Source organism: Streptomyces sp. 2P-4 (genome assembly GCF_030167965.1).
GTDB classification, from domain to species: Bacteria; Actinomycetota; Actinomycetes; order Streptomycetales; family Streptomycetaceae; genus Streptomyces; species Streptomyces globosus_A.
In genome coordinates this window covers 5,371,023-5,382,781 of record NZ_CP095011.1, presented here as the reverse complement: position 1 = coordinate 5,382,781, position 11,759 = coordinate 5,371,023, and the positions used below count along the sequence as shown (strand labels likewise).

General features: G+C 74.5%; 10 protein-coding genes. 5 read left to right on the top strand and 5 right to left on the bottom strand.

Features of this window, described 5'->3' with window-relative positions:
* Nucleotides 1–138: 138 nt before the first annotated feature.
* Nucleotides 139–942: a hypothetical protein gene (locus MUK52_RS23840; protein ID WP_114057083.1), complete on the bottom strand. Its 804-nt coding sequence runs from the start codon at nucleotides 940–942 to the stop codon at nucleotides 139–141.
* Between the two features lie 4 nt (nucleotides 943–946).
* On the bottom strand, nucleotides 947–1,561 hold the full coding sequence (locus MUK52_RS23835; RefSeq protein WP_114057084.1) for a papain-like cysteine protease family protein: 615 nt from the start codon (nucleotides 1,559–1,561) through the stop codon (nucleotides 947–949).
* Between the two features lie 227 nt (nucleotides 1,562–1,788).
* On the opposite strand from MUK52_RS23835, the gene MUK52_RS23830 reads away from it, so the two are divergent.
* Entirely contained in the window at nucleotides 1,789–2,772 is a 984-nt protein-coding gene (locus MUK52_RS23830; protein WP_284579899.1) for a hypothetical protein, read from the top strand.
* Nucleotides 2,773–2,792: 20 nt separating this feature from the next.
* Here MUK52_RS23830 and MUK52_RS23825 read toward each other — a convergent pair whose 3' ends face one another.
* The gene (locus MUK52_RS23825) at nucleotides 2,793–3,224 is read right to left on the bottom strand and encodes a Rieske (2Fe-2S) protein (protein ID WP_284579897.1); all 432 of its coding nucleotides are present in this window, start codon (nucleotides 3,222–3,224) and stop codon (nucleotides 2,793–2,795) included.
* 101 nt (nucleotides 3,225–3,325) lie between these two features.
* On the opposite strand from MUK52_RS23825, the gene MUK52_RS23820 reads away from it, so the two are divergent.
* Nucleotides 3,326–4,198 (top strand): carbohydrate kinase family protein, encoded by an 873-nt coding sequence (locus tag MUK52_RS23820; RefSeq protein WP_284579895.1) that lies wholly within the window; start codon nucleotides 3,326–3,328, stop codon nucleotides 4,196–4,198.
* Between the two features lie 15 nt (nucleotides 4,199–4,213).
* On the opposite strand, the gene MUK52_RS23815 is transcribed toward MUK52_RS23820, so the two are convergent.
* Together MUK52_RS23815 and uvrA are read right to left on the bottom strand one after the other, a co-directional pair.
* Nucleotides 4,214–5,461: an NAD(P)/FAD-dependent oxidoreductase gene (locus MUK52_RS23815; RefSeq protein WP_284579893.1), complete on the bottom strand. Its 1,248-nt coding sequence runs from the start codon at nucleotides 5,459–5,461 to the stop codon at nucleotides 4,214–4,216.
* Between the two features lie 276 nt (nucleotides 5,462–5,737).
* On the bottom strand, nucleotides 5,738–8,713 hold the full coding sequence (gene uvrA / locus MUK52_RS23810) for an excinuclease ABC subunit UvrA (RefSeq protein WP_114058854.1): 2,976 nt from the start codon (nucleotides 8,711–8,713) through the stop codon (nucleotides 5,738–5,740).
* Nucleotides 8,714–8,898: 185 nt separating this feature from the next.
* Between uvrA and MUK52_RS23805 the strand changes: the two genes are divergently transcribed.
* The 3 genes from MUK52_RS23805 (at nucleotide 8,899) to MUK52_RS23795 (ending at nucleotide 11,728) form a co-directional block, all read left to right on the top strand.
* Nucleotides 8,899–9,588: a maleylpyruvate isomerase family mycothiol-dependent enzyme gene (locus MUK52_RS23805; RefSeq protein WP_284579890.1), complete on the top strand. Its 690-nt coding sequence runs from the start codon at nucleotides 8,899–8,901 to the stop codon at nucleotides 9,586–9,588.
* A 10-nt stretch (nucleotides 9,589–9,598) separates the two neighbouring features.
* Nucleotides 9,599–10,255, top strand: a complete 657-nt coding sequence (locus MUK52_RS23800) for an MBL fold metallo-hydrolase (RefSeq protein ID WP_114057089.1) — start codon at nucleotides 9,599–9,601, stop codon at nucleotides 10,253–10,255.
* A 165-nt stretch (nucleotides 10,256–10,420) separates the two neighbouring features.
* Nucleotides 10,421–11,728, top strand: coding sequence for an MFS transporter (locus MUK52_RS23795; protein ID WP_114057090.1), 1,308 nt, complete (start codon nucleotides 10,421–10,423; stop codon nucleotides 11,726–11,728).
* Nucleotides 11,729–11,759 lie beyond the last annotated feature (31 nt).

Sequence of the window (11,759 nt, the reverse complement as noted above, 5' to 3'; positions counted from 1 at the left end):
ACCCTACTGTCGCGGACCGACATCCCGGCCCCTGCTGCCCGGCCGCCCGGCGGGGCGTGCCGCCGGGGCGGCGGAGAGCTGCTGCGCGGCGTGCCGCCGGCGGGCCGGAGCCGGCCGGCGGCCCGCCGCGCAGGGCGGTCAGCCCGTACGCCGCCTCAGGCGCCGGCGGCGTGCCGCGAGCACCCCGAGGGCGGCGGCGAGGGCCGCTGCGGCGGCCCCGGCGGCTGCCGCAGGCGTCCCGCCGGGAGGGGCGGAGGCGGCCTCGGAGTAGCCGCCGGCCCGGCCGTCCCGGGCGTACGCGGACCCGGGCAGCTTGTCCCCGTACGCGGCGGCGACGCGCGCCCGGTAGGCGGCCAGGCCGGTGCCCCGCTCCCCCACCGCGCGGACGGCGTCCTCGTCGAGCGGCAGCACCCGCCCGCCGCCGGCGACGTACCAGGCGTCGATCTGCGGCTCGCGGAAGACGGTGCCACCGGGCATCCGCTCCGCCCCGAGCCGGGCGTAGCGGAACTCGTCGTCGCCGTCGGCGATGTTGACCACCTCCCAGCCGCCTGCGGTCCGCGCGGTCCACACCGCGGCCTGCCGGCCGTCGGCGGCGACGGCCCGGCCGGCGAGGAACTCCAGGCGGGACACCGGCGCGCCGGGCCGGCCGGCGACGAAGTCGGGCGAGAGGTGGCGCACTTCGACGGGCTCACCCTCGATCCGGGGGTGCCCGGCGGCCGCGGCGGCGCCGGGGCCGCCCTCGCGGGCGAAGAACCGGGCGAGGACCGCCAGGGTGTCGGGCGCGGCGGCGGCCCGGGCGGCGGCGGCCCGGTCGTCGGCTGCGGCGGTGGGCGGCTGCGGGGCGGGGGCAGAGGCAGGGGCGGGTGCGGCCGCGGCCTGCGGCGCGAGGCCGAGGAGGGCGGTCGCGGCGAGGACCGCTGCGGCGGCGGTGCGCTTCGTCACGGCGTCACGCCCCGATCCGGTAGAGGGAGTGGGTCCAGGAGAAGCCGCTGTTGTCGACGTACCAGGCGTGGGAGGCCCAGTTGTACCGGTCGCTGGACGGCCAGGGGTCGCCCCAGTAGACCCAGCTGCCGTTCGTGTCGTAGCCGTAGACGACGTGCATGTGGCCGCCGCCCGAGGACCACTGGATGCGGGTCTCGACCGGCCGGCCCGCGTCGATCTCGGTCTGCACGGTGGAGTGGCGCAGCCACCCGGTCACGTAGGAGCCGGGATTGATGCCGCTCCAGCGGAGGGCGGTCTGGACGTGGCCGAGGGTGGCCTGGCTGTCGGGGCACTCGGTGCCCTGCCTGCGGTTGAAGGCGGCGTTGCAGAACTGGTTCTGGGTGTGGGTGCGGCCGTACCAGGCGGCGATGGTGTTGCCGCCCGCGGCCCAGCACCAGTTGGACTTCTGCTGGGCCTGCATCGTGATGTTCAGGCGCTTGTACGCCAGGGCGGCGCCGGCGGCGGGGCCCGTGGGGGCGGGACCGGCCGGCGCGGCGGACGCCTCGGCGCAGGGCAGCGCGAGGAGCAGGGCGGTGGTGGCGGCGGCTGTGGCGGACAGCCGCCGCATTCGGGTGCGCATCGCGTTCCTCCCGTGGGGACGTGGGGATGGAGGAGCGCGTCCGGACGCTTGTGAAGGAGCTTCAGGGTGTTGTCGTGATCCGGTCAACAGGCTTCAATACGCCTTGACAGTGCAGTGTGAACGGCGTGCCCGCCGTGTGAACGGCTGCCGCCCCTTCACCTGGCCACCGCGCGCCACCGCGGGCCCTTACGCCCCACCGTGTGTGAACGTTCACAGGAGGAGCCGCCATGCCGCCGACCGCGGAGCGCACCGGCGGGCCCGCCCCGGACGGGCCGGCCGGCCCCGGCGCGGCCCCCGGGGACCTGGCCCGCCTGCTGGACACCGGGCCGTTCCACCTGGCCCTGCGCGCCGCCCTGGCCGCCCGCGGCCTGCCCCTGCACCGCGTCCGGCACCGGCTCGCCGCGCGCGGCATCGCGATCGGCGTGACCAGCCTGAGCTACTGGCAGCAGGGCGCCCGCCGCCCGCGCCGCCCGGAGTCGCTGCGGGCCGTACGCGCCCTGGAGCAGATCCTCGACCTGCCGCGGGGCTCGCTGCTGCGGCTGCTCGCCGGGCCGGAGCCCGCGGCGGGCGGGACGGCCCGGCCCCCGGCCCGCTCGTACCGGGCGCTGGTCAGCGTGGGCGCGGCCGTGGAGGAGCTGCTGGCCGGGCTGGAGCTGCCGTCCGACGGGGGCCTGCACACCGTGGTCCACCAGGAGCGGGTCCGCATCGGCGCCGCCGGCGAGCTGGCCGGCCGGGACTCGCAGCACGTCGTACGGGCCCACCGGGACGGCGTGGACCGCTACCTCGCCGTCCACCACGGCGACCCCGGCTGCGACCCGGCGCGCGTGCGGGTGCAGGCGGGCGAGAACTGCCGGACGGGGCGGGTCCGCCGGCACCGCGAGGCCGAGGTGCTCGTCGCGGAGCTGCTGTTCGAGCGGCGGCTGCGCACCGGGGAGACGTACGTCTTCGGCTACGGCTTCGAGGACGGCACCGGGGCCCGGTGCACCGAGTACGTCCGCGGCTTCAGCTACACCGGCGGGCAGTACGTGCTCCAGGTCCGCTTCGACGAGGCCGCCCTGCCCGTGCGCTGCCGGCGCTTCACCCGGTCCGGGCCGGGGGCGCCGCGCAGCGGCCTGGCCGACCTCACGCCCAGCGGCCGGTACGGCGCCGTGCACATCGTGGAGCCCGCGGTGCGGCGCGGCCTCCTCGGCATCGCCTGGGACTGGGCCTGACCGGCGCGGGGAGCCGGGCCTCAGCCCGCGATCAGCTTGCCGCCCTCGGCCCGGACCGGCACCTCGGGCAGCGGGTCGGTGGCGGGGCCGCGGAGCGCCTTGCCGGTGGCGGTGTCGAAGCGGCTGCCGTGGCAGGGGCAGTTGCCCTCCCCCTGGACGATCTTGTCGAGGACGCAGCCGGCATGCGTGCACTGCGCGCTGAACGCCTTGTACTGCCCCTCCGCCGGGCAGCTCACGATCAGCTTCCGCTCGCGGTACAGCTTCGCGCCGCCCACGGGCACATCGGCCGCGTCGCCGAGCTCGACAGGCGCGGTGGGGACCGCCGGGCTGCCGTAGCCGCTGTTGGTCTCGGTGGAGCAGGCGGTCACGGCCGCTCCGGCGCCGGCGGCCCCGACGATCGCGGCCGCACCCCTGAGGACGGTACGGCGGGCGGCGGACTGCGGCGCGGACATGCGGATCTCCCGGGTGGCACGGACGGCAGGGGGCCACGGCGGCGGAGGGCCGGCCGGGCCCACCCGACGATACCCCCGGCCGATGGGATACCTTCCCCCGCGTGATCGTCGTCGGTGGAGAAGCCCTGATCGACCTGGTGCCCGCAGGGCAGCCGCCGGGTGCGCTGCTGCCGCGGCCGGGCGGGGGCCCGTACAACACCGCGGTGGCCCTGGGCCGCCTCGGCGCGCAGGCGGCGTTCTGCTCGCGGATCTCGACCGACGGGTTCGGCGAGAGCCTCCTCTCCGGGCTGCGGGCCGCGGGGGTCGACGTCTCACTGGTGCAGCGGGGGCCGGAGCCGACCACGCTGGCCGTGCCCTCGCTCGGCGCGGACGGCTCCGCCGTGTACGGCTTCCACGTGGAGGGCACCGCCGACCGGCTGTTCCGCCTGACCGGCGCCCTGCCGGCCGGCGCCCGGGCACTGGCGGTCGGCAGCTGCTCGCTGGTGCTGGAGCCGGGCGCGAGCGCCTACGAGGCGCTCCTGCGCCGCGAGGCGGCCCGCGGGCTGCTGACGCTGCTGGACCCCAACGTGCGGCCGGCGCTGATCGCGGACCCGGCGGCGTACCGGGCCAGGTTCCTGGGCCGGCTGCCGTCGGTGTCCGTGCTGAAGCTGTCCGAGGAGGACGCCGACTGGCTGGGCGGGCGCGTGGAGGACTGGCTGGCGGCGGGGCCGTCGGCGGTGATCCTGACCCGCGGCGCGAAGGGGCTGACCGTCCGCACGCGGGAGGGCGCGGAGCACTCGGTGCCGTCCCCGGCCGTGGCCGTGGCGGACACGATCGGGGCGGGCGACACCGTCAGCGCGGCGCTGCTGCACCGCCTCGCCGGCGGCGGCCCGCCGGACTGGCCGGACGTGCTGGCCCACGCCGCCCGCGCGGCGGCGCTGACCTGCACCAGGGCGGGCGCGGAGCCTCCGTACGCCGCCGAGCTCGGCGGGTAGTGCCCTCGGGCGGGCTCACAGGACGCCGGGCGCCTCCTGCGCCATCCGCTCCTCCATGTGCCCGAAGAACTCCTCGGGCGGCGTCATCCCGGCCGTCACCCGGACGAACTCGTCCCGCGCCTGCGGACTCCGCGACACCGCCGCCAGCAGCTGCTGCATCTCGGGCGGCGGCGGTTCCATCCGGGCGAACCCGGCGGTGAACTCGTACATGGAGGCGACCTGCGCGTCCCGCGCCTCCTGGGCGGCCCGCATCGCCTCCTCGAAGGGCCTGCGCCCGGCGAGGACGTCGTCGAGGGCGCCGGCGCAGCGCTCCGCGTCCCGGAAGGAGTCCTGGATGCCCTGGGCGGTGATCGGGTCCCTCAGGTATCCGGCGTCCCCGACCAGGGCCCAGCCCGGGCCGTACGGCTTGCGGAAGTAGTTCGGGACGGCCGTGCCGACGAACCGCTCGGCGCGGGCGGCCCCCGCGACCCGCTCGGCGAACGCCGGCGCACGGGCCAGGGTCGCATGGTAGTTGCCCTCGACGTCGTCGCGGTTGGCCTCGAAGTCGCGCATGGACCAGCCGCAGATGACCATCGTGAGGCCGTCGTTGGTGGGCCAGGCGGCGAACGCCCGGTCTCCGCGGTCGTAGGCCTCGAACGTGCCGTTCATCGGGAGCCCCGACCAGTACGTGTAGTAGTAGACGTTGATCTTCGGTTTCTCCGCGTAGGCCTCGGCGCCGGTGGCCCGGGCCACGGACGAGTGGAGGCCGTCCGCACCGACGACGAACCGGGCGCGGTGCCGCGCGGGGCCCTCCCGGCCGTGTCCCGCGACGCCTGTCACGGTGTCCCCGTCGAAGAGCAGACTGTCGACGGTGAACCCTTCCGCGACCTCCGCGCCGGCCTCGGCCGCGGCATCGACGAGGATCTTGTCGAGGACGGTGCGGCGGGGCGCGTACGAGGCGTCGAAGCCCTCGCCGGCCGGAGAGCCGGCGATGCTGATCGGCCCGAGGTCGAACAGGTAGGTGTGGATGGGCGGGCAACCGGTGGCGGCCACCCGGTCCAGCAGCCCCCACCGCTGCAGCGCGGCCAGTCCGGGCGGGTGGATCAGGTGGGTGGAGAGGGTGTCGCTCGGGAAGGTGGCCCGGTCGACGAGGAGGACCCGGTGCCCGCGCCGGGCGAGGAGCATCGCGGTCGGCGCGCCGGCGCAGCGCGCGCCGACGACGATCACATCGTGGGAGATCACATCGCGGGGTGGGGTGCCGGCGGAGCCGGCGTTGCCGGTCATGGCTCACCTGCCGATCCTGCGGCGGCGGCACACCGGACGGGCTGCGCGAAGTGGGGGCACGGGGACGTGCGGATGAGGTGCCCGCCTGCCCGCGGCCGCCGCGCACTGCGGGGGACTGCTTCCACGTTAGTGCTGGGGCCGGGAAGGTTCACCCTCCCGGCCACAGCACTGGACCGGCCGCCGCGCCCCGGCGCCCCTGGGCCCCGGCCGGCGAAGGGCCCGGCCGGACGGCCGGGCCCTTCGCCGATCTCCGCGGGCGGATGCCGCGGGCAGCGGCTACGCCTTGCGGGCCTTCGGGGCCGCCTTCTTCGCCGCGGCCTTCCTCGCGGGGGCGGCCGTCTTCCTGGCCGCGGTCTTCTTCGCGGCCGCCTTCCGCACCGGGGCGGCGGACGGGCCCGCGTCCGAGACCCGGTCCGCGCCGAGGATGTCCCGCAGGAACTTGCCGGTGTGGCTGGCGCCGACGGACGCCACCTGCTCGGGCGTGCCCTCGGCGACGACCATGCCGCCGCCGTGGCCGCCCTCCGGGCCCATGTCGATGACCCAGTCGGCGGTCTTGATGACGTCGAGGTTGTGCTCGATGACGATCACCGAGTTGCCCTTGTCGACCAGCCCCGACAGCACCTTGATCAGCTTCGAGATGTCCTCGAAGTGCAGACCGGTCGTCGGCTCGTCCAGGACGTACACCGTCCGGCCCGTCGACCGCTTCTGCAGTTCGGAGGCCAGCTTCACGCGCTGGGCCTCGCCGCCTGACAGGGTGGGCGCCGACTGCCCGAGGCGGACGTAGCCGAGTCCCACCTCGGTCAGCGTCTTCAGGTGCCGGGAGATCGTGGGGACGGCCTCGAAGAAGCCGAGTGCCTCCTCGATCGGCATGTTGAGGACTTCCGCGATGGACTTGCCCTTGTAGTGGACCTCCAGCGTCTCGCGGTTGTAGCGGTCTCCGTGGCAGACCTCGCACGGGACGTACACGTCCGGCAGGAAGTTCATCTCGATCTTGATGGTGCCGTCGCCGGAGCAGTTCTCGCAGCGGCCGCCCTTGACGTTGAAGGAGAAGCGGCCCGGCAGGTAGCCGCGCACCTTCGCCTCCATCGTCTCCGCGAACAGCTTGCGGATGTTGTCGAAGACGCCCGTGTAGGTGGCGGGGTTCGACCGCGGTGTGCGGCCGATGGGCGACTGGTCGACGTGCACCACCTTGTCGACGAGGTCGTCCCCCTCGACGCGGGTGTGGCGGCCCGGCACCGACCGGGCGCCGTTCAGCTCCCGCGCCAGGTGCGTGTACAGGATGTCGTTGACCAGGGTCGACTTGCCCGATCCGGACACGCCGGTGACCGCCGTGAGCACCCCGAGCGGGAAGGAGACGTCGATGTCGCGGAGGTTGTTCTCCTTCGCGCCGTGCACGGTGAGCCTGCGGTCGCCGTTCACGGGGCGGCGGATCTCCGGGACGGGGATCGACTTCTTGCCCGAGAGATACTGGCCGGTCATCGAGGAGCCGTTCTCCAGCAGCTCGGCCAGTGAGCCGCTGTGCACGACCTTGCCGCCGTGCTCGCCGGCGCCGGGACCGATGTCCACGACCCAGTCGGCCACCTTGATGGTGTCCTCGTCGTGCTCGACGACGATCAGGGTGTTGCCCATGTCGCGGAGCCGGACCAGGGTCTCGATGAGCCGGTGGTTGTCGCGCTGGTGCAGGCCGATGGACGGCTCGTCCAGCACGTACAGCACGCCGACCAGGCCGGAGCCGATCTGCGTGGCCAGGCGGATGCGCTGGGCCTCGCCGCCGGAGAGGGTGCCCGCGGCGCGGTTCAGCGAGAGGTAGTCCAGGCCGACGTCGACGAGGAAGCGGAGCCGCTCGTTGACCTCCTTCAGGACCCGCTCGGCGATCTTCTTGTCGCGGGCGTCGAGCCGGAGGCGGCCCAGGAAGTCGGCGCACTCGCTGATCGACATGGCGGCGACCTCGGCGATGGACCTCTCCATCACCGTCACCGCGAGGACGATCGGCTTCAGTCGGGTCCCGCGGCAGGTGGGGCAGGGCACCTCGCGCATGTAGCCCTCGAAGCGCTCGCGGCTCGCGTCGCTCTCGGACTCCGCGTGCCGGCGCCGCACGAAGGGCACGGCGCCCTCGAAGGCCGTCGTGTAAGCCCGCTCCCGCCCGTAACGGTTGCGGTAGCGGACCTCGATCTGCGTCTTGTGCCCGTACAGCAGGGCCTTCTTCGCGCGCTGCGGAAGCCCGGCCCACGGGATGTCGGTGCGGAAGCCCAGCTCGTCGGCGAGGGCCCCGACCAGCCGCTGGAAGTAGTCCTTGGTGTGGCCGAGCGACCACGGTGAGACGGCGCCCTCGTCGAGCGACTTCTCCTCGTCGGGGACGATCAGCTCGGGGTCGACCTCCATGCGGGTGCCGATGCCGGTGCACTCCGGGCAGGCGCCGAACGGCGAGTTGAAGGAGAAGGAGCGCGGCTCCAGCTCCTCGAACGACAGGTCGTCGTACGGGCAGTACAGGTGCTCCGAGAACATCCGCTCGCGCTCGGGGTCGTCCTCCGCGAGGTCGACGAAGTCGAGGATCACCATGCCGCCGGAGAGCCCGAGGGCGGTCTCGACGGAGTCGGTGAGGCGGCGCTTGGCGCTCTCCTTCACCGTGAGGCGGTCGACGACCACCTCGATGGTGTGCTTCTCCTGCTTCTTCAGCACCGGCGGCTCGGAGAGCTGGACGGTCGTGCCGTCGACCCGGGCGCGGCTGTAGCCCTTGGTCTGGAGGTCGGCGAAGAGGTCGACGAACTCGCCCTTGCGCTCGCGCACCAGCGGCGAGAGCACCTGGAAGCGGCTGCCCTCGGGCAGGGCGAGCACCTTGTCGACGATGGCCTGCGGCGACTGCCGGGAGATCGGCCGGCGGCACTCGGGGCAGTGCGGCTTGCCGATGCGCGCGAAGAGCAGGCGCAGGTAGTCGTAGACCTCGGTGATCGTTCCCACGGTGGAGCGCGGGTTGCGGGAGGTCGACTTCTGGTCGATCGAGACGGCCGGGGAGAGGCCCTCGATGAAGTCCACGTCGGGCTTGTCCATCTGCCCGAGGAACTGGCGGGCGTACGACGAGAGGGACTCGACGTAGCGGCGCTGCCCCTCGGCGAAGATCGTGTCGAAGGCCAGGGAGGACTTGCCGGACCCGGACAGACCGGTGAAGACGATGAGCGAGTCGCGGGGCAGGTCGAGCGAGACGTTCTTGAGATTGTGCTCGCGAGCGCCACGGACGATGAGTCGGTCGGTCACGCCGGTCCGCACCTTTCTTGAGAGAGCGGGGGCACGGGCCCCCGTCCCAGGGTATGGGGGGCGCCTCGGCAATGGAGTCGGGCTGGACTTCCGAGCGTATAGCACGCGCATTCGATTTACGGCACTCCGCCGTCTGCTTCACCCGTTCGTGTGGCCCCGGGAACGGTGCCACTAGGCTCGCCCCCATGACCGATCATGTGCACGACCTGCACTCTGTACGTGAAGCCACGGACCGGCTGCTGACCGCGGTCGCGAAACTGGACAACGCCGCTCTGGCCGGGGAGTCACACCTTCCCGGCTGGAGCCGGGGCCACGTGCTGGCCCACCTCGCCCGCAACGCCGACGCCCTCGTCAACGTCCTCGCCGGCCGCCCCATGTACGAGAGCGCCGAGGCCCGCGACGCGGACATCGCCGCCGGCTCCGGCCGCACCCTGGACGAGCAGCTCGCCGACCTGCGCGGCAGCCACGCCGCCTTCCTCGCCGAGACCGCCGCCGACCAGGACTGGTCCCGTACGGTCGAGCTGCGGGGCGGCGTCACCGACCTCGCCTCGAACGTGCCGTTCCGCCGCCTCGCCGAGGTCGAGCTGCACCACGTCGACCTGAACGTGGGCTACGGGCTGGAGGACCTCCCCGCCGACTTCACCGCCCGCGAGATCGACTTCCTCGCCGACCGCTGGAGCGGCCGCCCCGAGGTACCGCCCACGGCCCTGGCCTCCGACGACGGGCGCACCTGGCGGACCGGCTCGGCGGGCGACCCCGCCGTCACCGTCTCCGGCCCGGCCGCGGCCCTCCTGGCCTGGCTCGCCGGCCGCGGCGACAAGGGCGCCTCCCTCACCGTGTCCGGAGGGGCCCTCCCGGCCCTCCCCCCGCTCTAGGATCGGAACCATGACGTACAGCGGAGCGGTCAAGGTCGGCGGTCCCGCCGACGTGCACGAACTCGCGGACCTGATGATCTCCAAGGTCGCCGTGGGTGACATGAACAACAACGCCTACCTCCTGCGCTGCCGGTCCACCGGCGAGCAGCTGCTGGTCGACGCGGCCGCCGAGCCGGAGACGCTGCTCAGCCTGATCGGCGGCGACGGCATCGCGTCCGTGGTCACCACGCACCGGCACGGCGACCACTGGGGCGCCCTGCAGGCCGTGGTCGACGCCACCGGGGCCCGCACCTACGCGGGCGCCCTGGACGCGGAGGGCATCCCCGTGCCCACCGACGTACTCGTCGCCGACGGCGACACGATCACGGTGGGGCGGGTCTCCCTGACCGCCCGCCACCTGGTCGGGCACACCCCCGGGTCGATCGCCCTCGTCTACGACGACCCGCACGGCCACCCGCACGTCTTCACCGGGGACTGCCTCTTCCCGGGCGGCGTCGGCAACACGTGGGGCGACGCGTCCGCCTTCGCCAGCCTGATCGACGACGTCGAGGCCAAGCTCTTCGCGCAGCTGCCGGATGAGACCTGGGTCTACCCGGGCCACGGCAACGACACCACGCTCGGCGCCGAGCGGCCCCACCTCGCCGAGTGGCGCGAGCGCGGCTGGTAGACCACCCGCCGCAGCCGCCGGGTCCCGGCCACAGCCGGGCCCCGGTGCACTCGTTCAGGTCGAAGACGGCCGGACGCGTGGCCGGGCCGGACGGGCCGGGGTAACTGCTGCACCATGCAACAGGCCCCTTCCCCGACCGCGTCCGGCCGTCCCCGGACCCCCTCGATGCCGCGGCTGGCCTCGGCGGCCCTCGCCGGCACCGCCATCGAGTTCTACGACTTCTTCGTCTACGGCACGGCGGCGGCCCTCGTCCTCGGGCCGCTCTACTTCCCTTCCTTCTCCCCGCTCGCCGGGACCCTCGCCGCGTTCGGCACGTTCGCCGTGGGCTTCCTCGCCCGCCCCCTCGGCTCGGCGCTGTTCGGGCACGTCGGCGACCGGTACGGCCGCCGGCCGGTGCTGCTCGCCTCGCTGCTGCTGACGGGGGTGGCCACCGTCGCCGTCGGCTTCGTGCCCACCTACGCCTCGATCGGCCTCGCAGCCCCCGTCCTGCTGCTCGTGCTGCGGTTCCTCCAGGGCCTCGGCCTGGGCGGCGAGTGGGGCGGCGCGGTGCTGGTGACCGTCGAGCACGCGCCCCCCGAGCGGCGCGGCCTGTGGGCGAGCTTCCCGCAGATCGGGCCGTCGGTGGGTTTCCTCCTCGCCAACGGCCTGGTGCTGGCGCTGTCCGCCCTGCTGACCGAGGCCCAGTTCGCCTCCTGGGGCTGGCGGGTGCCGTTCTGGGCTGCCGGCCTGCTCGTCCTGGCCGGGCTGTGGCTGCGGCGCTCCATCACAGAGACCCCGCAGTTCAGGGAGCTCGCCGAGACGGGATCCCGCGCCGAGGCCCCGCTCGCCGAGGTGCTCCGCGGACACTGGCGGCTGCTCCTGCTGACCGGCGGGGCGCTCGCCTCCGCGTACTCCGTGTTCTACGGGGTGAGCACCTGGTCCCTGGCCTACGGCACCGAGCACCTCGGTGTGGACCGGACGACGATGCTGGCCTGCATCCTGCTCGCGGTCGCCGTCATGACCGTGTGGACGCCGGTCGCGGCGGTCCTGGGCGACCGCTGGGGACGCCGTCCCCTGTGCCTGGCGGGGTGCGCGGCCTGCGCGCTGTGGATGGTCCCGTACGCGGCCCTGCTGGGCACCGCGAGCCCGCCGGCGGTGGCCGCCGGAGCGGTCCTGGCGCTGCTGTCGATCGGGACGGTGCTGTCGGTGATCGGCGCGTACCTGCCCGAGCTGTACGCGCCCCGGATCCGCTGCACCGGGGCGGCCGTCGGCTACAACCTGGGCGGGGTGCTGGGCGGGGCGCTGACCCCGATCGTGGCGACGGCGCTGGCGGACGGCTCGGGTCCGCCGTGGGGCGTGGCGGCCTACCTGGCCGGGATCGCCGTGGTGAGCCTGGCCTGCTTCGCGCTGCTCCCGGAGACCCGCCCGACCGCTGGGCCGGGCGGGGGTGCGGGCACGAAGGCGGGGGCGGCCGAAGCGACCGCCCCCGCGTAGGTCCGTCCGGGTCCGGCCTCCCGGCCGGCGC

Coding starts and splice junctions, on each gene's coding strand:
- MUK52_RS23795 (WP_114057090.1), top strand. CDS start 10,421: ATGCCGCGGCTGGCCTCGGCGGCCCTCGCCGGCACCGCCATCGAGTTC.
- MUK52_RS23825 (WP_284579897.1), bottom strand. CDS start 3,224: ATGTCCGCGCCGCAGTCCGCCGCCCGCCGTACCGTCCTCAGGGGTGCG.
- MUK52_RS23800 (WP_114057089.1), top strand. CDS start 9,599: ATGACGTACAGCGGAGCGGTCAAGGTCGGCGGTCCCGCCGACGTGCAC.
- MUK52_RS23830 (WP_284579899.1), top strand. CDS start 1,789: ATGCCGCCGACCGCGGAGCGCACCGGCGGGCCCGCCCCGGACGGGCCG.
- MUK52_RS23835 (WP_114057084.1), bottom strand. CDS start 1,561: ATGCGCACCCGAATGCGGCGGCTGTCCGCCACAGCCGCCGCCACCACC.
- MUK52_RS23815 (WP_284579893.1), bottom strand. CDS start 5,461: ATGACCGGCAACGCCGGCTCCGCCGGCACCCCACCCCGCGATGTGATC.
- MUK52_RS23805 (WP_284579890.1), top strand. CDS start 8,899: ATGACCGATCATGTGCACGACCTGCACTCTGTACGTGAAGCCACGGAC.